Source organism: Pseudomonas shahriarae (genome assembly GCF_014268455.2).
In the GTDB taxonomy this organism is placed as follows: domain Bacteria; phylum Pseudomonadota; class Gammaproteobacteria; order Pseudomonadales; family Pseudomonadaceae; genus Aquipseudomonas; species Aquipseudomonas shahriarae.
This window is the reverse complement of record NZ_CP077085.1, coordinates 2,503,327-2,527,129: the sequence shown is the minus strand read 5'-3', so window position 1 is coordinate 2,527,129 and position 23,803 is coordinate 2,503,327. Positions and strand designations below refer to the sequence as shown.

The 23,803-nt window shown below is 62.7% G+C and carries 23 protein-coding genes; 10 read left to right on the top strand and 13 right to left on the bottom strand.

The annotated features are described in order from the left end of the window. Positions 1–80 precede the first annotated feature (80 nt). The 8 genes from HU773_RS11295 to HU773_RS11260 form a co-directional block, all read right to left on the bottom strand. On the bottom strand, positions 81–1,148 hold the full coding sequence (locus HU773_RS11295; protein ID WP_057439040.1) for an NAD(P)-dependent alcohol dehydrogenase: 1,068 nt from the start codon (positions 1,146–1,148) through the stop codon (positions 81–83). Between the two features lie 213 nt (positions 1,149–1,361). Then, entirely contained in the window at positions 1,362–1,868 is a 507-nt protein-coding gene (locus HU773_RS11290) for a GNAT family N-acetyltransferase (protein ID WP_057959217.1), read from the bottom strand. A 59-nt stretch (positions 1,869–1,927) separates the two neighbouring features. Beyond that, entirely contained in the window at positions 1,928–2,938 is a 1,011-nt protein-coding gene (locus HU773_RS11285; protein WP_186625866.1) for a PLP-dependent cysteine synthase family protein, read from the bottom strand. 37 nt (positions 2,939–2,975) lie between these two features. Then, entirely contained in the window at positions 2,976–4,097 is a 1,122-nt protein-coding gene (gene hisC / locus HU773_RS11280) for a histidinol-phosphate transaminase (protein ID WP_057959216.1), read from the bottom strand. Between the two features lie 14 nt (positions 4,098–4,111). Continuing rightward, positions 4,112–5,503: an MATE family efflux transporter gene (locus HU773_RS11275; protein ID WP_076965182.1), complete on the bottom strand. Its 1,392-nt coding sequence runs from the start codon at positions 5,501–5,503 to the stop codon at positions 4,112–4,114. Beyond that, positions 5,491–6,495, bottom strand: a complete 1,005-nt coding sequence (locus tag HU773_RS11270; RefSeq protein ID WP_198792323.1) for a hypothetical protein — start codon at positions 6,493–6,495, stop codon at positions 5,491–5,493. Before HU773_RS11270 ends, HU773_RS11275 begins: the two co-directional genes overlap by 13 nt. Before the next feature lie 29 nt (positions 6,496–6,524). Then, the gene (locus HU773_RS11265) at positions 6,525–7,871 is read right to left on the bottom strand and encodes an alanine racemase (RefSeq protein WP_076965183.1); all 1,347 of its coding nucleotides are present in this window, start codon (positions 7,869–7,871) and stop codon (positions 6,525–6,527) included. Between the two features lie 4 nt (positions 7,872–7,875). Then, complete coding sequence (locus tag HU773_RS11260; protein ID WP_159439762.1) at positions 7,876–9,981, bottom strand: TonB-dependent siderophore receptor; 2,106 nt, start codon at positions 9,979–9,981, stop codon at positions 7,876–7,878. Positions 9,982–10,217: 236 nt separating this feature from the next. On the opposite strand from HU773_RS11260, the gene HU773_RS11255 reads away from it, so the two are divergent. Next, on the top strand, positions 10,218–10,586 hold the full coding sequence (locus HU773_RS11255) for a cupin domain-containing protein (RefSeq protein WP_057439047.1): 369 nt from the start codon (positions 10,218–10,220) through the stop codon (positions 10,584–10,586). Here HU773_RS11255 and HU773_RS11250 read toward each other — a convergent pair. Then, entirely contained in the window at positions 10,583–11,146 is a 564-nt protein-coding gene (locus HU773_RS11250) for a helix-turn-helix domain-containing protein (protein WP_057959212.1), read from the bottom strand. The genes HU773_RS11255 and HU773_RS11250 overlap by 4 nt on opposite strands. Before the next feature lie 92 nt (positions 11,147–11,238). On the opposite strand from HU773_RS11250, the gene HU773_RS11245 reads away from it, so the two are divergent. From HU773_RS11245 to HU773_RS11215, 7 genes are all read left to right on the top strand, one after another. Beyond that, positions 11,239–12,138: a DMT family transporter gene (locus tag HU773_RS11245; RefSeq protein ID WP_057959211.1), complete on the top strand. Its 900-nt coding sequence runs from the start codon at positions 11,239–11,241 to the stop codon at positions 12,136–12,138. A gap of 130 nt (positions 12,139–12,268) precedes the next feature. Beyond that, positions 12,269–15,196, top strand: a complete 2,928-nt coding sequence (locus tag HU773_RS11240; protein WP_057959210.1) for a monovalent cation/H+ antiporter subunit A — start codon at positions 12,269–12,271, stop codon at positions 15,194–15,196. Next, on the top strand, positions 15,196–15,540 hold the full coding sequence (locus HU773_RS11235; protein ID WP_005789164.1) for a Na+/H+ antiporter subunit C: 345 nt from the start codon (positions 15,196–15,198) through the stop codon (positions 15,538–15,540). The genes HU773_RS11240 and HU773_RS11235 overlap by 1 nt, the downstream gene beginning before the upstream one ends. Further along, the gene (locus HU773_RS11230; protein WP_057959209.1) at positions 15,537–17,219 is read left to right on the top strand and encodes a monovalent cation/H+ antiporter subunit D; all 1,683 of its coding nucleotides are present in this window, start codon (positions 15,537–15,539) and stop codon (positions 17,217–17,219) included. Before HU773_RS11235 ends, HU773_RS11230 begins: the two co-directional genes overlap by 4 nt. Further along, a complete protein-coding gene (locus tag HU773_RS11225) occupies positions 17,216–17,704 on the top strand; it encodes a Na+/H+ antiporter subunit E (protein ID WP_057959208.1) in 489 nt (162 codons plus the stop codon). Before HU773_RS11230 ends, HU773_RS11225 begins: the two co-directional genes overlap by 4 nt. After that, positions 17,701–17,979: a K+/H+ antiporter subunit F gene (locus HU773_RS11220; protein WP_038440496.1), complete on the top strand. Its 279-nt coding sequence runs from the start codon at positions 17,701–17,703 to the stop codon at positions 17,977–17,979. The genes HU773_RS11225 and HU773_RS11220 overlap by 4 nt, the downstream gene beginning before the upstream one ends. After that, on the top strand, positions 17,976–18,344 hold the full coding sequence (locus HU773_RS11215; RefSeq protein ID WP_057959207.1) for a Na+/H+ antiporter subunit G: 369 nt from the start codon (positions 17,976–17,978) through the stop codon (positions 18,342–18,344). The genes HU773_RS11220 and HU773_RS11215 overlap by 4 nt, the downstream gene beginning before the upstream one ends. 75 nt (positions 18,345–18,419) lie before the next feature. Here the strand turns inward: HU773_RS11215 and HU773_RS11210 are convergent, their stop codons facing one another. Beyond that, positions 18,420–18,857, bottom strand: a complete 438-nt coding sequence (locus tag HU773_RS11210; protein ID WP_057959206.1) for a DUF3995 domain-containing protein — start codon at positions 18,855–18,857, stop codon at positions 18,420–18,422. Between the two features lie 90 nt (positions 18,858–18,947). Here HU773_RS11210 and HU773_RS11205 point away from each other — a divergent pair, with 90 nt between their 5' ends. Both HU773_RS11205 and HU773_RS11200 read left to right on the top strand, forming a co-directional pair. After that, on the top strand, positions 18,948–19,337 hold the full coding sequence (locus HU773_RS11205; protein ID WP_057439055.1) for a DUF2946 family protein: 390 nt from the start codon (positions 18,948–18,950) through the stop codon (positions 19,335–19,337). Positions 19,338–19,432: 95 nt separating this feature from the next. Continuing rightward, positions 19,433–21,547, top strand: a complete 2,115-nt coding sequence (locus HU773_RS11200; RefSeq protein WP_186625867.1) for a TonB-dependent receptor — start codon at positions 19,433–19,435, stop codon at positions 21,545–21,547. A 186-nt stretch (positions 21,548–21,733) separates the two neighbouring features. Here the strand turns inward: HU773_RS11200 and HU773_RS11195 are convergent, their stop codons facing one another. From HU773_RS11195 to HU773_RS11185, 3 genes are all read right to left on the bottom strand, one after another. Continuing rightward, a complete protein-coding gene (locus HU773_RS11195; protein ID WP_057439057.1) occupies positions 21,734–22,750 on the bottom strand; it encodes an ABC transporter substrate-binding protein in 1,017 nt (338 codons plus the stop codon). Positions 22,751–22,866: 116 nt separating this feature from the next. Further along, the gene (locus HU773_RS11190; RefSeq protein WP_057439058.1) at positions 22,867–23,064 is read right to left on the bottom strand and encodes a hypothetical protein; all 198 of its coding nucleotides are present in this window, start codon (positions 23,062–23,064) and stop codon (positions 22,867–22,869) included. Beyond that, positions 23,064–23,513 carry a hypothetical protein gene (locus tag HU773_RS11185; RefSeq protein ID WP_057439059.1) on the bottom strand — a complete coding sequence of 150 codons (450 nt, stop codon included), beginning with the start codon at positions 23,511–23,513 and terminating at the stop codon, positions 23,064–23,066. Before HU773_RS11185 ends, HU773_RS11190 begins: the two co-directional genes overlap by 1 nt. Between the last annotated feature and the right edge of the window lie 290 nt (positions 23,514–23,803).

Genomic DNA, 23,803 nt, shown 5'->3' with positions numbered 1-23,803 from the left:
AACCCCAACAACCCAAAAAGAGCGCTGCGTAAAGACTCATGACCATCACAAACAACCCAGCGCCCACCGCCAGATTAAGGTCAGGCCGCCTGGATCTCGCGCTTGAGGCTGTCCATGTCGATCACAAAACGGTACTTCACATCGCCCTTGAGCATGCGCTCGTAGGATTCGTTGATGCCCTGGATATCAATCATCTCGATCTCCGAGACGATCCCGTGCCGGGCGCAGAAGTCCAGCATGTCCTGGGTCTCCTGGATGCCACCAATCAATGACCCCGCCAGGCTGCGGCGTTTGAAGATCAGGTTGAACACCGAAGGCGACGGGTGCGGGCTGTCTGGCGCGCCCACCAGGGTCATGGTGCCGTCGCGCTTGAGCAGGTTGAGGAACGCGTCCAGGTCATGGGGCGCGGCCACGGTGTTGAGGATGAAATCCAGGCTATTGGCGACCTTGGCCATTTCGTCCGGGTTCTTCGACACCACCACCTCGTCAGCCCCCAGGCGCAGGCCGTCTTCGCGTTTGTTCGGCGAGGTGGTGAACAACACCACATGGGCGCCCATGGCATGGGCGATTTTCACCGCCATATGGCCCAGGCCGCCGAGGCCGACCACGCCGACCTTCTGTCCAGGGCCGACCTTCCAATGGTGCAGCGGCGAGTAGGTGGTGATCCCGGCACACAGCAGCGGCGCCACGGCCGCCAATTGCGCCTCATCGTGGGAAATGCGCAGGACGAACTTCTCCTTGACCACGATATTGTCGGAATAGCCGCCAAAGGTGTTTTCACCGCCAAACACCGGGCCGTTGTAAGTGCCGGTAAAGCCGTTCTCGCAGTACTGCTCCTCGCCCTCGGCGCAGGATGCGCAGTGCTGGCAGCTGTCGACCATGCAGCCGACGCCGGCCAGGTCACCGACCTTGAAGCGGCTGACATTGGCCCCCACCGCCGTCACCCGGCCGACGATTTCATGGCCCGGCACCGATGGGTAGAGGGTGTTGTTCCACTCATTGCGCGCCGTGTGCAGGTCGGAGTGGCACACTCCGCAGTAGAGGATGTCGATTTGAACATCGTCGGCCCCGGGGGCGCGGCGCTCGAAGGTAAAGGGTTTGAGGGCGTCCTTGGCGTCACGGGCGGCGTAGCTGTAAGTCTTGGCCATTGCGGTCACCTCTTTGCGTCGACATTGAAGGTCAGTTGACCAGCATAGTCGCCCAACCGTTCAACCCACGTAAATCAGCGGTAATTCAAACAAACACATACCCTCTGTGGGAGCGGGCTTGCCCGCGATAGCGGTGGGTCAGTACCGAACACATCCACTGATACACCGCTATCGCGGGCAAGCCCGCTCCCACACGAGTCCGCACGGATTACGTCAGTGAACAACCGCCCGGGTCACCAAAAAGCTCAGCAACTGCGGCTCGTCATCCAGCTCAATGGCCTGCACCGGCCGCGGCAGGTTGTCCAATACGCTGCGCCAGAACGCCTGGGACGCTTCGTCCTGGTCATAGAACCGCACCAGCCAGTCCGCCTCGCCGCTGGTCAACACCTGGGTGGCCAGGGCGCGGCCTATGCCCTTGCGCCGATAGCGTTTCAAGATAAACAGGTCAGCCAGTTCCAGGGCATTGATCCCCGGCAGTTCGCTGCGCTCGATCAGCAGGAAACCGGCAATGTAACCGTCCACCAGCAGCAGATTGGCGCTCCATTGCGGCTCTTGCCAGTAGCGCGCCAGGTGTTCCTCGTGGATATAGAAACGGCCGTCCTGCTCGACGTCTTCCTGCTCCCAATCGGAGGATTCATAGGCATAAAACTGGTAGAGGTTGCAGATCAGTTCGGCCTGTTCAGGGCCGGTCTGGATCAGTTCGACAGTGGTGTCACTCATGGCGGGGCTCACGCAGGCGGGGCGCCACAGTAGCGAAGGCCGGCGCCCCAGGCAAGCCGCTAGGCTTGCTGTTTGACCTGGGGCAGCGCGCTCAACCATTGCTCGAGTTCACGATGAACCTGGGGCGCCAGCAGTTGCCGATCCGCCATCCATTGGTCGTTGAACACCGTGTCGAGGTATTTTTCGCCGCCATCGCACACCAGTGCCACGATCACGCTGTGGGCCGGGGCATGCCAGGCCTCGCGAAGGGCCTGGTAGATCACCCCGCCGGCCGAGCCGCCGAGCAGCAGACCGTAATGCCGCGCCAGGTAGCGCGCGGTTTCGAAGGCCTGGGCGTCGCTGACAGTCAGGCCTTTGTCGATCAACGCGTAGTCGACCACGGCGCCGATTTCTGCGCCCTCCGGGGTGCCGGTGCCGGACTGATGATACGGCGCACCGGGGCCGCCAAAGATCACCGAGCCGCAGGGTTCGACGCCGATCACCTGCAGGCCATGGGCATCGCGTTTCAAGGCACGCGCAGTGCCGCATAACGAGCCGCCGGTGCCCACGGCGCCCACCAGGTAGTGGATTTCATCGCCCAGCACTGCGCGCAATTCCGCTGCCAGCTGCGTGTAGCCATTGGCATTGGCCGGGTTGTGGTGCTGGCGGGTCCAGTAGGCGCCCTGCTCCGTGGCAATACGCTCGGCGGTAGCATCGCGGTCGGCGGTGGACAGCCCGCCACCGGGGTCGCCGACCCGCACCAACTGCGCACCAAAAGCCTGCATCGCCCGCAGTTTGTCGGGGCTGGCGTGTTCGTCGACCACGGCAGTGAAGCGGTAGCCGCGCTCGGCGGCCAGCAGCGCCAGGCCCAATCCGGTGTTGCCCGAGGTCGACTCGACAATCCGCCCACCCGGCTTGAGCTGCCCCGAGGCCTGCGCCTCGTCGAGCATCTGCCGGGCCATGCGGATCTTGGCGGTGCCGGTGGGGTTGAATTGTTCCAGCTTGAGCAGCACGCAGCTGCCGTTTTCAGTGACGCACAATTTGAGCAGCGGTGTATCGCCGATCAGTTCGGACAGGCAAGTCTTGATCATGACAACCTCTGGGCAGTATGAAAAACCGGCGCGGCGCTTACCCGGCCAGGGTCGCGACGGCGCGTTGCAGGCTGGCGAGAAACGCCTGGTTTTGCTGGGCCAGGCCCAGGGACACGCGGATAAAACTGGTGTATCCCGGCTCGCGCCAGGCCTTGACGATGATCCCGTCCTTGAGCAATTCGTCGACCACCTCCAGGGCGTTGCAAGCGGTGTCGATAAACAGGAAATTGGCCTGGGACGGCGCCACGCGAAAACCCGCAGCCTGCAACCCCTGGGTCAGGCGTTGGCGTTCGATGGCGACGAATTCGCGGCTGCGAATCACGTGTTGCGGGTCCAGCCAGGCGGCCTTGGCGGCCTCCTGGGCCGGTTGATTGACGTTGTACGGCGTGCGCACCCGGTGCAGCGCATCAATCAGGCTGCGGTGCGAAGCGATGCCATAGCCGATCCGCAGCCCCGCCAACCCATACGCCTTGGAGAACGTGCGCAGGATGATCCACGGCCGCGACTGCGCGTCGAGGATCGCCAGGGCGTCAGCCGCGTCCTCGACGAATTCAAAATACGCCTCGTCGATCACCAACAAGGTGTCGGGGTGAGCGGCGGCGACCAGCGCCGTCAGTTCAGCGCTGGACAGCGCCGTGCCCACCGGATTGCAGGGGGTGCTCAGCATCAACAGCTTCGCCGGTTGCTCGAGGGCCGTGGCCCAGGCCTGCAGGTTAACGCTGAAATCCGGGTTGAGCGGCACCTTGTCCACCGTCGCGCCCATCATCAATGGCAGGCTTTCATGCAGGCTGAAACAGGGCTGCTGGGTCACCACCCGGTCCTCGGGATCGAGCAGCGCCAGGCACAACAGTTCGAGGATATTTTCCGAGCCGTTGCCGAGGATGACCCGCGCCGGGTCCACATCCAACTGGCCGCCGATCAGCTGCCGCAGGGCCCGGCCACTGGGGTCGGGGTAGCGTTCCAGCCCTGCCCCGCCATGATGCGCCAGCATCGCCGCAGCAGCCGGCGACATGCCCAGCGGGTTTTCGCAGTTGGACAGCTTGATCACCGTCGGCGTACCGAGCTGATGTGGATCGGCGCCCGGGTCGTACAGGGGCAAACGTCGCACGCTGGGGCGCACCAACGCCTCGACGCGGTGTGCAGGGTCGTCTTGATGCATGGAACACCTCCTTGTTATGACAGTGCGACGGCGCCCGCGCGGTCCAGCGCCTTGAGTTGCCGTTCAAACGAGACAATCAGCAGCAACGCGGTAGCCGCCAGGCCTATCGCCAATCCGGCCCACACGCCGAAGATCCCGTAAGGACTGACGATGCCCAGCAGCCAGGCAGCGGGCAGCCCCACCAGCCAGTAGCCGAACAGGGAAATGCGCAGCGGTCCCGCCGTATCGCCGATGCCGCGCAGGATGCCGTTGCCGATGTTCTGGCTGGCGTCGAACACCTGCAGGACGATGGCAATCAACAAACCGGTGGTGGCCAGGCGCACCGCATCCAGGTTGTTGGCGTGCTCGGTGCTGATAAACAGGCCGATGACCTGTTCGGGTAGCAACGCGTAAGGAATGGCAAACAGCAGCATGACCAGCACCCCAAGGCCCAGGCCCAGGCGCCCCAGTTGCCGCGCGCGCTGATACTGCCCGGTGCCGCAGGCCTCGCTGATATGGATCGAGGCGGCATGGGAGATGCCCGCAGAGAACATGAACACGATGTAGATGATCTGGTTAAGCACGGTCTGCGCCGCCAGCGCCTCCATACCCAGGGTGCCGATCAGCAGGGTCAGTACGCTGAAGAACCCGGCCTCGCTGGCATAGGTCCCGGCAATCGGCAGCCCGAGCTTCCACACGGCCTTGATCGCCGCCGGCGAAAAGCGCAAGTGCGCCAGCTTGAAATAACCGGCCAGGCGCCGATGGGTCAGTACCACCGCGAAAAACATCAGGAACGACAGCAGGAACACCACGGCGCTGGTGATTGCCACCCCCGCCAGCCCATAGGCCGGGACGCCGAACTTGCCGAACACCAGCACGTAGTTGAGCGCCGCCGTGAGGAAGATCGACACCAGGGTGATCGCCAGCAACGGCCCGGGGAATTTCAGGCCCACGGTAAAGTGGCGCAGCGCCTGGAACCACAGGCAAGGCAGCAGGCCGGGAGCAATGATCAGCAGGAAGTCCATGGCATTGGCCACCACGCTGGCATCCTGGCCCAGCCAGGTCAGCGGCTGGCGCAACCCCAGCAACACTGCCATAAACACCAGGCCGCTGACGGTCGCCCAGAACAGCCCCGCCACCAGCAACGCCCGCACCTGGGCTTCATCGCCCCGGGCATTGGCCTGGGCCACCAGGTTGCTGACGCCGGTGACCAGCCCGGTGCCGGTGGTGCGCAACTGGTTGAACAGCGCGATGGCCAGGCCACCGGCTGCCAGCTCCTTGGCACCCAGCATGCCGAGCACCACGATGTCGATGGTGGTCAGGGCCACATAGGCCAGGTTGGTCAGGATCAGGGGCAGCGCCAGCAACAGCAGAGCCCGGCTGTCGGCGCGCCAGGCGCCGGGTTGTGCGGCAGTCAGGCCGACCATAGTTGGACCCTCTGCCCACGGTTCTGCGTCAGGGCGCGGTCGGCCATCAAGCGCCCGAGGGCGACGTCGGTCACCACCATGCCGCTGTTGTAGGCGAACACCACATCGTCGGGATGGCGGCGTGCGGGTGCCAGGCCCAGGAGGATGTCCGGCAGCTCGGCGTCCACCGCGGGCAGGCTGCCGTCGGCGGCCGCCAGGTCGGCGCTGGTGACTTGCATCTGCGCGGTGTCGGTAGCAATGCGGTAGTCGGCGCCATGCAACACGTCGGCATCAATCCCATAACCCACCAGCACCGCCACGGCGCCGGGCTTGAGCCAGGCCCGCTGCACTTGCTGGCGCGCCGAAAGCCCGGCGACGCCAAGGATGATATCGGCCTCGCCAGCCGCCGCCGGCAGGTCATCGACCACCACCACATCGCGCAGCGGGTAGTGTTTGTGCAGGGTGTCTTGCACCGCGCGCAGGCCTTCAGCGTAGTGCCCGTAGACATACAAACGCTCCAGGTCCGGCATGGCCGCGAGCAACATGGGCAACGCCACCTGCCCCTGCACGCCGGTACCGACGACCAGGGCACTGCGGGCATTCGGGCAGGCGGCCCTGGCCATCAACGCCGAGGTGGCCGAGGTGCGCAACGGGCCGAGCTTGACCACGTCCATCAAGGCAATCGGGCGGCCGGTGCGGTCATCACACAGAAAGATAAACGAGTGGAACTGATAGGCATCGCGGGTGCGTTGCGGGTCATGCTCGTACACCACCTTGAAGCCCACGGTGTGGCTGGCGCCATCCCGGCCAACCATCGAGTAGCTGATGGAATGGCGGTCCATCGGTTCGACAATGGTCTTGAGCGGGTTCTGCGAGTCGCCATTGCGCAAGGCCTTGTACGCCTGCTCGACTACCTGCAGCACTTCACGGTAACTCACCCCCAGGTCTTCGAGCGCCGCCTGGGGCAGCACCCATAGGTCGGCGGGGGCAGCGGGTTTATTCAAACTGTTCACTCGAGGCTCCTTGTTGAGTGGCTTTACGATTAAGCCAGGCTGTCCAGCTTCCAGCGCAGGTGTGGGTTACGCAGCTCCAGCACCACTTTGTGTGGCAAGGGCGCTTCGTGAAAAGGCGACTCGTTGGAGTCCATCTGATAGCCGGCGGTATTGAGGTAGATAAGCAAGTCACCCGCCTGGATCGGGTAATCAAAGGCGACTTTGCGCCAGGTCAGCATGTCCGACTCCAGGCAGGTGGCCCCGCCAATACACGCGACAAACGGCGACCGCGGCCGTGGCGAGGCCGGCAACAGCAGCGGGTCGGGTAGAAATTCGCTGTTGAACCACTGTTCGGAGAGGTTGAAGCTGCTGCCCTGCACAGTGACCTGGGCATAACCATCACTGGCCGTGCGGTCCTTGACGCCCTGCACGCGGAACACGCTGATACCGGCCTGGTCGAGCAAGGCGCGGCCGGGTTCGATAATCAGCCGCACGCCGTGCTCGATGACCTTTTGCGCCAGGCTCAGGCCGGGGCTGACGGGCGTGGCGAGGATATCGTCAAGGGCCTCGGCCCCCGCGCGCAGCGCGCCGTAGGGATAGAAGCCGGCGAAGCCCTTGTCGTTGTGATAGCGCTCGGCGCAGTCCTCGGCCAGAAAGGCCTGCCACTGCTCCGGGTCGACATAGCGCACGGCAAAGCCACCGCCCAGGTTAACCGTGCGGCAGTTGTCCAGCTCGCTGGCCCGGCACAGGTCGACCAAGTGGCTGGCGACGTGTGCACGCTGGGCGGTGTCGTAGCCGCCCAGATGAAACGAGAAGCCTTGCAAGTCCAGATTCGCCGCGTGCTGGCGGCAGAACACCAGGGCCTGGTCGCACTCCCGTGGGTTGAGGCCGAAACGACTATGGGCCTGGCTGCTGGGGCAATAGCGCAACAACAGACGCGCACGTTGGCGCAGGGATAGCGCCAATTGCTGGATACGCAGCAGCTCCTCCAACGAGTCCACCGCCAGCAGGCATTGATGACTCAGGCCCAGCCCAAGCAGCTGATCGCTCTTACGTGGCCCGGACACGCCGATATCAGTGCCAGCCACCCCACCCGCCAAGGCCTTTTGCAACTCACCGACGCTGGCCACATCCACGCCAATCGCACACTGCGCGCAGGCCTGGATAAAACAGTTGGCCTTGTTGGCCTTTTTCGCAAACAACACGCTGCCGCGCACCTGGGCCTGGGTAAAGCTGTGCTGGAAGGCTTCGACATTGGCGTGAAAAACCTGTGGGCACACCAGATGCAGCGGCGAGCCGAGGCCATCGACCAACTCGGTCAACGTGCCCGCGTGCCGCTCAAGCAGGCGCTCGACCCACAGGTGGCGCAGGCCGGGCAATGAACTGGAATACGTCATGGTTCTAGAACTCGAACTTGGCCGACAGGAACACTTCGCGCTCGCGCCCCACATCCAGCCCGCCCAGGTAATAGGCGCTGGCGTAGTAGTACTTGTTGGTCAGGTTCTTGCCGTGCAGGCGGTAGGTCACCGGGGTGTCCGCCAGTTTCGAGCGGTAGCTGATACCGGCGTCGAGCAAGGTGTAGCTTGGGATGTAGCCGCTGTTCTGCGCATCCACCGGGCGGCTGCCGACATAGCTGAGGGTGCTGTCCAACGATAGGCCAGGCACAGCGGCCACGGTGTACAGGGCACCGACCGCGCCTTTCCACTTGGGCACGTTCTCAGTGCGCTTGCCGTCCACGGTGACGTCATCCACATCTTCCATGCGCGTGGTCAGGTAGGCGGCGTTGGCGGTGAGGGTCAGGGCGTCGGTGACGCGATCGGACAGGGTCAGCTCGGCGCCACGGTGGTGGTATTCGCCGTTGCTCACATAGGTATTGCTGGTGTTCAGGTAACTGGCCTTGCGCCGGATATCGAATACCGCCAGGCCCAGGTTCAGGCGATCGTTAAGGTCCAGCTTCAGGCCCACCTCGTATTGCTGGGACTCGATGGCGTCGGTGGGCTGGTTGGCGTTGGTCGCGTGTTGGGGGGCGTAGTCGCCTTTTTCAAAGCCTTTGGAGTAGCTGACGTAAGTCATCACGCTGTCCCAGGGCCGGTAGATCAGCGCAGCGCTGGGCACGAACACGTCGTGGCTCTGCGAAGGTGCGGTGGCTGAGAGTTTATCCGCGCGGTACCAGATGTAACGCCCGCCCACCATCACCTGGAACTGTTCGGTGAGGGAAATCAGGTCGCTGGCGAAAACCGAGGTTTCCTTGATGGAGGACACAAAGTCCGTGGGCTGTTCCGAGCCGAAGTGCCACTTGGGCGGGTTGACCGGGTGACGGATATTACCCACCGAGACATCGCCAATGCCGATGCCTGGAGTGCCACTGTCGACCAAATCCCAGAACGGGCTGACGTCCTTGAACTGCTTGTAGCCGGTGCCGAAGAACACGTCGTGATAGATGTTGCCGGTGGCGAACTTGCCGGCCAGGTACGACTGCAGCGACCAGGTGCTGAACACTTCACCACGGGACACGTAAAAGTCGGCCGAGCCGATATCGCCGTTGGGCTTGATCCCGAACAGGTCGTTATAGCCGCCGTGGCGCTCGACCCGCGAGTAGTTGCCCTGGGTCACGGAGGTCCAGTTGTCATCCAGCTCGTATTCGAACTTGGCGTCGAGGTTGGCGCCTTCGGTCTGGTGACGGAACCAGGAGCCGGTCAATAGATCGCGGCGATTGACCTTGGGTGGCAGCACGTAGCTGGACGGGTCCAGAGGGTTGGCGCGGCCGCTCTGGTCGGCACGCAGCAATGGGTCGGCGACCGTGGACTTGCGCGACCAGTCGGCGTTCAACTGCAACAGGGCGCGGTCGCTCAGACGGAAGTCGGTGGCCAGGCCGATAAACTTGCGTTCCATGTCGCGGGCGTGGTCGAAGTCGCCGTTTTTCTCGTAGCCGGCATTCAGGCGATAACCAAAGGCGCCGTCGTTGAATGAATCGCTGGTATCAATCGCCACGTAGCGGCCGAGCAACGACGAGCCTTGCACGCTGACATTGAGCAGCGGCTCCAGGGTCGGGCGCTTGAGGATGTAGTTGATGGTGCCGCCCGGCGAGTTGAAACCGTAGAGGAAACCCGATGGGCCCTTGAGCACGTCGATGCGCTCGACGTTTTCCAGGGGTACGTCGTGGTGCGGGGCCAGGGTCAGGCCATCGCGGCGGATGGTGTTGAAGTTGTCCATGGCAAAGCCGCGCAGGCGGAAGTTGTCAAAGCCGCTGCCGCCCGACGAACTGAGCACCGAGGGGTCGAGGCTCAGCACATCCACGGCGGTGCGCGCGGAGCTGTCGGCGATGGTCTTGTTGGAATAACTCTGGATGGCCAGGGGGATTTCCATGGCGTCCTTGGCGCCGAAGCCACCGGCATTTACTTCCAGGGCCTTGTTCAGCGGCGCGCTGACTCGTATGGCTTCAAGCTCGGTGACCGATTCTTCGCGATCTTGCGCTGCAGCAGCAGGTAGGCCGGTGAGCGACGACACCAAGCCCACCGCCAAAAATGTGGGAAACCGCGGAGCTATCCCGTGCAACTGGTTCATCTGCAATCCCTTGAGCCGAAAATAAGCGGGGCGATCTCAAGCGCGACAACGCCTGAGAATCGTTATCAAGAGATACAATATAACGTTTCTTTTAAACTCACAATCGCACGATCATTCAATACTTGCTGCCGCGCTGCATTTAAGGTCTGGCCTTTCCCGGATCAACAGAGATAACGGACATGCCCTCCTATACCGCCATCAACTTTGCGCACAAATACAGCCTGTTCAGCGAGCAATGGACACCCAAGGTCGTCGCGCAGATGAACGACTACCAATTCAAGGTGGTGAAGATCGAAGGGGATTTTGTCTGGCACAGCCACGCGGACACCGACGAGACCTTTATCGTCCTTGAGGGCGCGCTGCGCATTGATTTTCGCGATGGCGCGGTACAGCTCGGGGCTGGCGAGATGTTCGTGGTGCCCAAGGGCATCGAGCACAAACCGTATGCCGAGGGCGAGGTAAAGCTGCTGCTGGTCGAACCCTGCGGCGTGTTGAACACTGGCGATCAGGGCGGCGAACGGACCCAGCGCAATGATGTGTGGATCTAGATCACCACGTTGCGGATAAAGCGCACCGCCACTGGCCCGTCATTGCGATAGGCATGGGGCTGATGGCTGGGGAACATAAAGAACTCGCCAGCGGCGATGGTGGTTTCGACGTCACCCACCACCAGGGTCAGGCTGCCCTCGAACACGAACAACTGTTCGCTCCAGCCTTCCAGGTCGGGATCCGGGCAATAGTGGTCGCCCGGCTCCAGGCGCCACTCCCACAGTTCCACCTCCCGCCGGGCGCTGGCCTTGGCCAGTAACACGGCCTTGCTGCCATCGATTTCACCGGCCCAGGCCAGTTCGTTGATGCGGCTGTGGTCACGGGCATCAGGGGCCTGGATCAGGTCGCTGAAGGCCACGTCCAGGGCTTCGGCCACGCGGTCCAGGGTGGACAGGCTGACGTTCTTTTCACCGGCCTCGATGGCCACCAGCATACGCCGGCTGACTCCGGACTTTTCCGCCAGGGCTGTCTGGCTCAGTTCGGCCGCATGGCGCAGGCGTCGAACGTTCTGGCTGACGTGCTGCAGGACCGAGGCCCGTTGCGGATTTTCTTTGTGCACTATATTGCTCACTCGGTGGGGTTGCGCAGTATACTGCCCAGCTGCGGCGCATTGTGCGTTCCGCGCCCTTCCTGTGCAAGACCAGAGCCGCCATGACCACCTCGACCGCCTCCCCGCTGTTTTCCCGCTTCAGCAAAGCCGAATGCGTGCTGGTGCTGATCACCATGATCTGGGGCGGTACGTTTATCCTGGTGCAACACGCCATGACCGTCAGCGGGCCGATGTTCTTCGTCGGCTTGCGTTTTGCCGCAGCGGCGCTGGTGGTCGGCCTGTTTTCCTGGCGCAACCTGCGCAGCCTGACCCTGTTCGAGCTTAAGGCGGGCGCCTTTATCGGCACGGCGATCATGTTTGGCTACGGTCTGCAAACCATTGGTCTGCAGACCATCCTCAGCAGCCAGTCGGCGTTTATCACCGCGCTCTACGTGCCGTTTGTGCCGCTGCTGCAGTGGCTGGTGCTGGGGCGACGCCCGGGGTTGATGCCAAGCATCGGCATTATGCTGGCCTTCGCCGGCCTGATGCTGCTGACCGGCCCGGCCGGCGCATCACTGAATTTCAGCCCCGGGGAAATCGCCACGTTGATCGGCGCGATTGCGATTGCCGCCGAAATCATCCTGATCAGCGCTTATGCGGGCCAGGTGGATGTACGCCGGGTGACCGTGGTGCAACTGGCCACCGCCTCGCTGCTGTCGTTCCTGCTGGTAGTGCCCACCGGCGAGGCATTGCCGGGCTTTTCCTGGGTGTTGCTGTTCAGCGCCGTCGGCCTGGGCTTGACCAGTGCGGTGATCCAATTGGCGATGAACTGGGCGCAGAAAAGCGTCTCGCCGACCCGTGCCACCCTGATTTATGCCGGCGAGCCGGTGTGGGCCGGGGTGATCGGACGGATTGCCGGTGAGCGCTTCCCGCCGATGGCCATGGTGGGGGCGGTGTTGATTGTGGCGGCGGTGATTGTCAGTGAGATCAAGGCGCGAGAGCGAAAGCCCGTCTCCCTGTAGGAGCCCGCACCTACACCACGACAGATAGGCATTTACGGTCCATCTTGTAGGATCCTGCCACAGGTTGCCGTTTGGTAATCCGGTTTCCGGCACGTATGATGCATCCCAAACCACCGCAGATTAGAAGCCTATGTCCCTGATAGTTCTACTGCTTCTGCCTTTTATCGGCAGCTGTCTGGCGGCCTTGCTGCCGCACAACGCACGTAATACTGAATCCCTGCTGGCCGGCCTTGTGGCCCTGGTCGGTACTGTACAAGTCGCCCTGCTCTACCCCCAGATCGCCGACGGTGGCGTGATCCGCGAAGAATTCTCCTGGGTGCCCGGCCTGGGCCTGGACTTCGTGTTGCGCATGGATGGCTTTGCCTGGTTGTTCTCGATGCTGGTGTTGGGCATCGGTAGCCTGGTGTCTTTGTACGCCCGTTATTACATGTCGCCGAATGACCCGGTGCCGCGTTTCTTTGCGTTTTTCCTGGCGTTCATGGGCGCGATGCTCGGGTTGGTGATCTCCGGCAACCTGATCCAGATTGTGTTTTTCTGGGAACTGACCAGCCTGTTCTCGTTCCTGCTGATCGGCTATTGGCACCACCGTTCCGATGCGCGCCGGGGTGCCTACATGGCGCTGATGGTCACCGGTGCGGGTGGTTTGTGCCTGCTGGCGGGGGTCATGCTGCTCGGCCATGTCGTCGGCAGTTACGATCTGGACCAGGTGCTCGCCGCCGGTGACCAGATCCGTGCCCACTCCCTCTACCCCGTCCTGTTGACGCTGATCCTGATCGGCGCCCTGAGCAAAAGCGCGCAATTCCCCTTCCACTTCTGGCTCCCCCACGCCATGGCTGCACCGACCCCCGTGTCGGCCTACCTGCATTCGGCCACGATGGTGAAAGCCGGCGTGTTCCTGCTGGCCCGCCTGTGGCCCTCGCTGTCGGGTAGCGAAGAGTGGTTCTGGATGGTCGGCGGTGCCGGCGCCCTGACCCTGTTGCTCGGCGCGTATTGCGCGATGTTCCAGAACGACCTCAAGGGCCTGTTGGCCTACTCCACCATCAGCCACCTGGGCCTGATCACCCTGCTACTGGGCCTCAACAGCCCGTTGGCCGCCGTCGCGGCCGTGTTCCATATCCTTAACCACGCCACGTTCAAGGCCTCGCTGTTCATGGCCGCCGGCATCATCGACCACGAAAGCGGCACCCGTGATATCCGCAAGCTCAGCGGCCTGGTGCGCCTGATCCCGTTTACCGCGACCCTGGCCATGGTGGCCAGCGCCTCCATGGCCGGGGTGCCGTTGCTCAACGGTTTCCTGTCCAAAGAGATGTTCTTCGCCGAAACCGTGTTTATCTCCTCGACCCAGTGGGTAGAAATCGCCCTGCCGGTGATTGCGACCATCGCCGGCACCTTCAGCGTGGCCTATGCCTTGCGCTTCACCGTGGATGTATTCTTCGGCCCGGCCGCCACCGACCTGCCGCACACGCCCCACGAACCGCCACGCTGGATGCGTGCGCCGGTCGAGCTGCTGGTGTTTACCTGCCTGCTGGTGGGGATCTTCCCGGCCCAGGTGGTGGGCTCGATCCTCGCCGCCGCTGCCCTGCCGGTGGTCGGCGGCGTGTTGCCCGAGTACAGCCTGGCGATCTGGCACGGCTGGAACGCGCCGATGATCATGAGTCTGGTGGCCATGACCGGCGGTGTGGTCCTGTACCTGCTGCTGCGCAAGCAACTCAAGCGCGGGCGCTTCAAGTACCCGCCGATCATCAGCTACTTCAACGGCAAGCGCATGTTCGAGCGCTGCCTGGTGGTGATGATGCGTGGCGTGCGCAAGATCGAGAAACACATCAGCACCAAGCGCCTGCAGACCCAGTTGTTCCTACTGGTGCTGGTGGCGGTGATTGCCGGGATGATCCCCATGCTGGGCAGCAGCCTGAGCTGGGGCGACCGGCCGAAAATCCCGGGTTCCATCGTGTTCGTCACCCTGTGGCTGTTGGCGATCGCCTGCGCCCTGGGCGCCGCCTGGCAAGCCAAGTACCACCGGCTGGCAGCCCTGACCATGGTCAGCGTGTGCGGCCTGATGACCTGCGTGACTTTTGTCTGGTTCTCCGCACCGGACCTGGCATTGACGCAACTGGTGGTCGAGGTGGTGACGACGGTCCTGATCCTCCTGGGCCTGCGCTGGCTGCCACGGCGGATCGAAGAAGTCTCGCCACTCCCGAGTTCGTTGCGCAAGGCGCGCATCCGACGCTTGCGCGACTTGCTGCTGTCGACCGTGGTCGGTGGCGGCATGGCGCTGCTGTCTTACGCGATGCTGACGCGCCAGACCCCCAACGATATTTCCTCGTTCTACCTCAGCCGCGCCCTGCCTGAAGGCGGCGGCAGCAATGTGGTGAATGTGATGCTCGTCGACTTCCGGGGCTTCGATACCCTGGGCGAGATCACTGTGCTGGGCGCCGTAGCCCTGACCGTCTATGCGCTGCTACGCCGCTTCCGTCCGCCCAAGGAAAGCGAGCAACTGCCCGCGCAACAGCGGCTGTTGGCGCCGGACGTGGACACCGATCTGGTCAACCCACGCCAGGCCAGCGACACCGCCCTGGGCTTTATGATGGTGCCCGCGGTGCTGGTGCGCCTGCTGCTGCCGATTGCCCTGGTGGTGTCGTTCTACCTGTTTATGCGCGGCCACAACCAGCCGGGCGGCGGCTTTGTCGCCGGGCTGGTGATGTCGGTGGCGTTTATCCTGCAATACATGGTCGCCGGTACCCAGTGGGTCGAGGCGCAGATGAACCTGCGGCCGATGCGCTGGATGGGCTTTGGCTTGCTGTCGGCGACACTGACCGGACTGGGGGCGCTGTTCTTCGGCTACCCGTTCCTCACCACCCACACCCTGCACTTGAGCTTGCCGGTGCTGGGCGACATCCATATCGCCAGCGCGCTGTTCTTCGACGTCGGCGTGTACGCCATGGTGGTCGGCTCGACCCTGCTGATGCTCACCGCCCTCGGCCACCAATCGGTACGGGCCCATAAACCCGGCAACCAGGCGAAAGCCGCCGCCACGCCACCACAAGGAGCTGCTGCCTGATGGAAGAAGTCATCGCAATTGCCATTGGGGTCCTGGCGGCCTCCGGCGTCTGGCTGGTGCTGCGGCCACGGACGTTCCAGGTGGTGATGGGCCTGTGCCTGTTGTCCTATGGGGTCAACCTGTTCATCTTCAGCATGGGCAGCCTGTTTATCGGCAAGGAGCCGATCATCAAGGACGGTGTGCCCCAGGACCTGCTCAATTACACCGATCCCCTGCCCCAGGCCCTGGTGCTGACGGCGATTGTGATCAGCTTCGCCATGACCGCGCTGTTCCTGGTGGTGCTGCTGGCGTCCCGAGGCCTGACCGGCACTGACCATGTGGACGGCCGGGAGCCCAAGGAATGAGCTGGATGAACCAACTGATCATCGCGCCGATCCTGCTGCCGCTGCTGACCGCTGCGCTGATGATGATGCTGGGCGAGAAACACCGCCCGCTCAAGGCCAAGATCAACCTGCTGTCGAGCATGACCGGCCTGGGCATCGCGATGTTGATGCTGTACTGGACGCAAAAAGGCGGCCCTGCCTCCATTGGCGTGTACCTGCCGGGCAACTGGCAGGTGCCGTTTGGCATCGTGCTGGTGGTGGACCAGTTGTCGGCCCTGATGCTGGTGCTCACCGGGATCATCGGCGTCAGCGCCCTGCTGTTCGCCATGGCCCGTTGGGACCGCGCCGGCACCAGCTTCCATGCGTTGTTCCAGATCCAGTTGATGGGCCTCTACGGGGCCTTCCTCACCGCCGACCTGTTCAACCTGTTCGTGTTCTTCGAGGTGCTGCTGGCTGCGTCCTACGGCCTGATGCTGCACGGTTCGGGCCGGGCGCGGGTGTCGTCGGGGCTGCATTACGTCTCGATCAACCTGCTGGCTTCATCGCTGTTCCTGATTGGCGCGGCGCTGATCTACGGGGTCACCGGCACCCTGAATTTCGCTGACCTGGCGCTGAAGATCCCGCTGGTGCCAGAAGCCGATCGCGGTCTGCTGCATGCCGGCGCGGCGATCCTCGCCACGGCGTTCCTGGCCAAGGCCGGGATGTGGCCGCTGAATTTCTGGCTGGCGCCGGCTTACTCCTCGGCCAGTGCGCCGGTGGCGGCGATGTTTGCGATCATGACCAAGGTCGGCGTGTACACCGTGTTGCGCCTGTGGACCCTGCTGTTTTCCGGGCAGGCCGGCGCCTCGGCGCTGTTTGGCGGTGACTGGCTGGTGTACGGCGGCATGGCCACCATCCTCTGCGCCGCCCTGGCGATGCTTGCCGCCCAACGCCTGGAGCGCATGGCCAGCCTGAGTATCCTGGTCTCGGCCGGCATCCTCCTGTCGGCGGTGGGTTTTGCCCAGCCCAACCTGACCGCCGGCGCGCTGTTTTACCTGGTCAGCTCGACCCTGGCCCTGAGCGCGCTGTTCCTGCTGGCGGAACTGATCGAACGCTCGCGCTCGGCCAATGAGCTACCTCTGGACGATGAAATCGAAGTGTTGCCACCGCCGGTGGAATCCCTGCATCCACCCAGGGGCACCAACCTCGACGATGAGCAAAAGGCCGTAGTCGGCCAGGTCATCCCGTGGACCATGGCCTTCCTCGGCCTGAGCTTTATAGCCTGCGCCCTGCTGATCATCGGCATGCCGCCGCTGTCAGGCTTTATCGGCAAGCTCAGCCTGCTCAGTGCGCTGGTCAACCCCCTGGGCCTGGGCCATGCCGTGACGGAGCCGATCCGCCCGGCAGCCTGGGGCCTGTTCGCGCTGCTGATCTTCTCGGGCCTGGCCTCGCTGATCGCCTTTGCGCGGCTGGGCATCCAGCGCTTCTGGACCCCGGAAGAACGGCCTTCGCCGCTGCTGCGCCGCTTTGAGTGCATACCGATCTTCGTCTTGCTCGGCCTGGCGATTGGCCTGACCTTCAAGGCAGAAATGCTCATGCGCTTTACCCAGGACACCGCCAACAGCCTGAACAACCCCGAGCACTACGTGATGGCCGTCATGGCCACCCGCCCGGTGCCGGGCCCGCAAGCCCAGGCCGCCGCCGTGGAGGTGCAGCCATGAAACGCCTGTTTCCTGCCCCGTGGCTGTCATTGGCACTGTGGGTGCTGTGGCTGGTGCTGAACCTGTCGATCAGCCCCGGCAACCTGCTGCTGGGGGCGATCCTTGGCTTCCTCGCACCGCTGATGATGGCGCCGCTGCGCCCGCTGCCGGTACGGATCCGTCGCCCAGGGGTGATCATTCGCCTGTTCTTCCTGGTCGGCCGCGATGTCTTCATCTCCAACCTGCACGTGGCCTGGGGCGTCTTGACCTGCGGCTCGCGGCCGCCGCGCTCGCGCTTTGTAAAAATCCCCCTGGACCTGCGCGACGCCAACGGCCTGGCTGTGCTGTCGATGATCACCAGCGTGACCCCCGGTACCGTGTGGTCGGAACTGGCCCTGGACCGTAGCATCCTGTTGCTGCACGTGTTCGACCTGGATGACGACGCGCAGTTTATCGAGCACTTCAAGCAGGCCTACGAGCGGCCCCTGATGGAGATCTTCGAATGAGTGCCCTGCTCGCCAATGCGATCCTGCTCAGCCTGTTCCTGTTTTCCCTGGCCATGGTCCTGACCCTGGTGCGCCTGTTCAAGGGTCCTTCGGCCCAGGACCGGGTCCTGGCCCTGGATTACCTGTATATCCTGGCCATGTTGATGATGTTGGTGCTGGGCATACGCTATGCCAGTGACACCTACTTCGAAGCGGCACTGTTGATTGCGCTATTCGGCTTTGTCGGCTCGTTTGCCTTGGCCAAATTCCTGCTGCGTGGGGAGGTGATCGAATGATCAATGTCAGTGAACTGCCACTGTGGGTAGAAATCCTCGTGGCGATCCTGCTGGTGCTCAGCAGCCTGTTTGCGCTGATTGGCGCGCTAGGCCTGTTGCGCATGAAGGATTTTTTCCAGCGCATGCACCCGCCTGCACTGGCCTCGACCCTGGGCGCCTGGTGCGTGGCGCTGGCGTCGATTATCTACTTCTCGACCCTCAAGTCCGGGCCGGTGCTGCATGGCTGGCTGATCCCGATCCTGCTGTCGATCACCGTACCGGTGACCACCTTGTTGCTGGCGCGCACGTCGCTGTTCCGCAAGCGCATGGCGGGGGAAAATGTACCGGCCGAGGTCAGCAGCCGCAGGACTGACAGCGGTAGCTGATCCCTCTGAATATACGCGCCAAACAATGTGGGAGCGGGCTTGCTCGCTCCCACATTTGGCCCTGCATACCGTCAATCAGGCCCAGGCCACGACCAACAGCCCAGTCCCCAGCATCAGGCACAGCGGCGAATAGAAAAACGTATCCAGCCGCGCAAACCGCGACCCGCCGACTTTCTTGAAGAACCCCACCAGCTCCGAATCACCAATCGCCCGCGCAAACATGATCAAGGCAATCGCGCTGATCCCCCACTGCAGGGCCTGATGCCCCACTGGCTGGAAAAACAGCCCCGCCCGCAGGCTTACCAACAAGGCAATCAGCACCAACCCCACCGCCACCAGGAAGGTGCCCAGCGCTGACGGTTTGAACGCCGGTCGCGGCCCGCTGGCGAACTCGCCGGGCAGTTGCGGGATCGCCGCCGTACTGCCTAGCTTGCCGCCTGCGGCCCAGTACACATGGACCATGCTGATAAACGTAAAGACCCCGACGACCCACCTCGCAATAACAAAGCTCATGGCTGGACACCCCTGGAAAAGTGCGAAAGAGGATAGTCCCTTTCAGATTTTTTGCAGGGATTTTGTCGTCTGATGCTAAAGTGCCGGCCCATGAAACTCGCCCGTGCCGACCGCTCGTTGATTGCCTGGATGCTCTATGGCTGCGTCCTGTTCAACGTGTTCGCCTGCAGTATTGGTCATGGGCAAATGGTCGGCATGCAGCTCAACGGCATTGGCGGCCAGTTCTGTACGGTAGACCCACGCACCCAGGCGCCAGCCCCCGTCAATACGGGCGATGAGTCGCTGCCCACGCTGTCCAAGGCCTTCGGTTGCCCGCTGTGTTCCACCGGCGGCATGGGCCCGGCGCTGAACTCCAGCCTTAACGTCGCGGTCCTTCCCCAGCCCCATGCGCCACCTCCGGCGGTGGTGCTCACCGCTGACATTCCCACCCGTTTTACCTGGCCTGCGGCTAATCCGCGCGCCCCGCCCGCCTACGCCTGATACCTGCGCTTTTTGATCCGCACACCGCGCAGCTTCCCCCCGGAAGCGCGGACGGCTGTGCGCTGCTTCCAAGCCCTGCTTTTCAGGATTTACCGATGAAACATTTACCTCTACTGGCGGGCCTGTTCGGCTGCCTGCCTTTCAGCGCCTGGGCCCTTGAGCTGGCCCCCACCACCATTGACGGCGCCGCCACCAACGAGCCTGGCCTGGCCCTGGACCAATCCAGCGGCATGGCCTCGCGCCTGGGCCTGAGCGTGCGGGAAACCCCGGCTTCGATCAGCATCGCCGACCGCCACGATATCGAACGCCGTGGCGCCAAAACCTTCCAGGATGCGGCCAACACCCTGCCTGGGGTCAACGCCAGTGCGCCGCCGGGGTTTGGCGGGTTTATCTCCTACCGGGGCTTTACCAGCAGCCAGATCACCCAGATGTTCAACGGCATCAACGTCGCCAGTGGCCTGGCGCGACCGGTGGATGCCTGGATTTATGACCGGGTGGAACTGGTGGGCGGCCCCTCCTCGCTGATCAACGGTGCCGGCTCCGTGGGCGGTTCGCTGAACTACGTGACCAAGCTGGCCAACCGCGAAGAACAGGCCGTCGAAGGCCAGATCAACTACGGCAGCTACGACACCACCGGCATCGCCCTGGGCCTCAACCACGCCCTAACCGAGCCCGGCGCCGAGGTCCAGCACTATGCGCGCCTGGATGTCAGCCGCAACACCAACCACACCCATATCGACCGCCAGCAACGGGAGTCCTGGAGCGTGGCGTTTTCCCTGCTCAGCGACCTGACGCCCAACCTGTCCCACACTCTGGCCCTGGAATACCAGGACGAACACGAAGACAGCCCGTACTGGGGCACCCCGGTGCTCAACCCCAAGGCCGGCGAGCTGAAGATCGACAAGCACAACCGTTTCAACAACTACAACGTCGCCGATGGCCGCTACGAACAACGCACGATCCGGGCCCGCTCGATCATCGACTATCGGATCAACGACAGCACCACCCTGCGCAACACCCTCTACCACCTGGACAGCCAGCGCGACTACCGCAACCTGGAGACCTACCAGTACAGCCCAGACAACCGCGTGGTGAACCGTTCGACGGCCTATCAGGTACGGCATCAGGGCGAACAGAACGGCAACCAGTTCGAGCTGCGCCATGACAGCAGTGTGTTCGGCCTGGCCACTACCTGGTCCGGCGGTTTCGAATACAAGGTCAACAGCACCACCAACAGCCCGTTGAACGTATCCCCCAAGAACGCGGTGGACCCCAACCACTACGATCCGGGGCATTTCTACGACCTGCCCGGCACCCGGCCCGGCTTTATCAAGGACAAGACCACCGACGTGACGACCAAGGCGCTGTTTGTCGAAAACCGCCTGGGCCTGACCGACACGCTGTCGCTGCTGACCGGCCTGCGTTATGACGCCATCGATCTGGACGTGACCAGCCACCGCGACAACCTGGGTAACGTCAAGCGCCGTTGGGAGCCGGTCACCGGGCGGGTGGGCCTGACCTACCAGTTCATCCCGTCGGCCAATGTCTACGTGCAATACAGCACCGCCGCCGAACAGCCCACCAGCACCACCCAGGTGTTTGATGTCTCCACCGGCAAGCAATGGGAAGTGGGTAGCAAGTTCGATTATCTGGACGGGCGTGGTTCAGCCACCGTGGCCGCTTACCACATCGAGCGCAAAGACTTTGCCGTGACCGATCCACAAGACCCCACCCGCAGCATTGCGGTGGGTGCGCAGTCGTCCAAGGGCATCGAGCTGGCCAGCTCATTGCGCATCACCCCCAAGCTATTGGCGGAAGGCAACTTCGCCTGGGTCGACGCGCAATACGATGACTTCAACGAGAAAACCGCCAGCGGCGCAGTGGTGTCGCGCAAGGGCAATACACCGACCAACGTACCGAAACGGGTGGGCAACCTGTGGCTGACCTATGACATCGCCCCCGCCTGGCAAGGTGGCGTAGACGCGCGGTACGTGGCGCAGGTGTATGCCGACAATGCCAATACCCTGACGGTGCCGGCGTATACCCTGTTTGGCACGTTCCTGACCTATAAGGTCGATCAACACACCTCGGTGACGGGCCGGGTGCGCAACCTGACCAATGAGGTGTATGCGCAGTTTGCCCATGTGTCGCCAGCGTATTACCTGGGCTCGCCGCGCACCTTTGAATTGGCCGTGCAGACCCAGTTCTAAGGCTGGAATGCAGTTAAAACTATAGGAGACCGGCTCTAAGGCTGGAATGCAGTTAAAACTGTGGGAGCGGGCTTGCCCGCGATGGCTGACTGTCAGTCAATACATTGGGCTGCTGAACCACCGCTATCGCGGGCAAGCCCGCTCCCACACAAGCCCGCGCCCACAGTTTGATCCTCATATGAAAGGTTATTTGAGGCTGGCCTCGACCTTTGCAGCCACCTCCTCCGTCAACCAGGCCTTCCACACCTGCGGGTGATCCTTGAGAAACGCCTGCGCCACTTCACGGGGCGGGGTGTGTTTCTCGCTCATCGTCGCCAGGGCCTGATTGAGCGGGCCAATCGGAAAGTCGACTTTTTCAAAGAACTGCGCAATCTGCGGATACTGCTGCTGGAACGGCGTGGACACGCCAATGCTCAGCTTGGACGCCAACGAACGCGTGGGCTTGGGGTTGGGATTGTCGGCATCGGTCAGGGTCTTCCAGGCCTCGGCGTCGAACGCCGGCTCCTCCAGCTGGACCAACTTGTAACGCCCCATCAAGGGGGTTGGCGACCAGTAGTAGAACAGGATCGGCTTGCCACGGCGGATCGACGAGGCAATCTCGGCATCCAGCGCCGCGCCTGAACCGCTGCGAAAGTTGACGTAGCTGTCGTCCAGGCCGTAAGCCTTGAGTTTTTGCTTATTGACCACTTCCGAGGTCCAGCCGATGGGGCTGTTGAGGAACCGCCCCTTGCCCGGGGCTTCCGGGTCCGCGAACACGTCCTTGTAGCGCACCAGGTCCTTTACGCTACGCAGCTCAGGTGCCAGCGGCGCAATGCCCTTGTCCGGGTCGCCCTTGACCACGTATTCCGGCACCCACCAGCCTTCGGTCGCACCCTTGACGGTATCTCCCAGGCCAACCACCTTGCCTTCGGCTTGCGCCTTGATCCACACCGGGCTGCGGCCCGCCCACTCCTCGCCAATCACCTGGATATCATTTTTCGCCAGGGCGGTTTCCAGGGTAATGGTGGTTCCGGGCAAGGTGTCGGTGGGTAAATCGTAGCCTTTCTCGACAATAAACCGCAGAACTTCGGTGATCAGGCTGCCACTTTCCCAATTCAGGTCGGCAAAGTGAATGGGCGCCTGGGCAGCCGCTACCGGTGCGGCCGCCATCGACAGGCCCAGGGTGGTAACGGACGCTGCCAACAGCGCTCGAATTGCTTTCATGCCTTTGAACCTCGTGTATGCATAGCCAGGGTGGATGGCTTTGCTGTCACGCCGCGAAAGCCTCTGAACAATTAAGTCCACTGAACTGTAGTAGAGGTTCAAACGGTTGCCGATATTCAGGGCTGCTGATGCAAACGCTGTAGTTCCCGGCGCACCATGCTGGCGTACTCGGCAGGCCGCAGGGCATACAGTTGGCTGGCCACCCAGTTCAACCAGGCACCTTGCAGATCATCTTTGCGGGCAAACAGTTCAGCAGCCTTGGCTTGGGCATCCGCCAGGTGTTGCTGGTGAAACTGTGCCCGGCCTTCGCTCATTATTCGCTGGCCTTGAACGTCACCAGCTCACCTTTGCGCCACTTGGCGGCTTTGCCGGTCACGGCCTTGAGGGTCTTGCTCAGGCCTTCCTGCAATTGTTCATTGGCGGCGAACACCAGCATTACGCTGTGACCTTCTTTGAACACAATGCCCTCGCCCTGCGCGGTGGACACAAATGCATAGTCGCCCAGGCCATAGACCGTCAACTTGATGTCGCGAAACTTCAGTTCGAACTTGCCACCTTCACGACTGGGCAGGACTGCCGCACGAAAATGATCGCCGACCTTGAGTTCCAGTCGAGGCTTGTCATCTACCACCAGCGCTGTTTCAGTATCTATTTCGGCAATGTAAATGCCTTCAGGGGTTTGTTCCGTGATGTAAACAAACCGCGACTGAAATTGTTTAACCAACTTCGCGCGCAAATCACCCAGCACGAACAATGCGTGCATATCCAGATTACTGACTGCCAAGGAAACGCCCCCACATCTAAAAAAGCGCTACCCGCCCGAGGCAGGCAGCACAAAAAAGGCCGATACGGCTCGACACATTGAAAAAACATACTGAAGTTGATTCCCGCCAGACTCGTGCAGCCGGGCATGACAGTCCTTGTACAAGGTCGTCAGGCTTTGCAGGAAATCACAGGTTTATCGGCCAGAGAATACTGGACGCCCCACTTCAGAGAATACCCCACTTGAAAGGGTGGTTTTCCGACAGCCAAAAACCAAGGAAAAACGTTGGA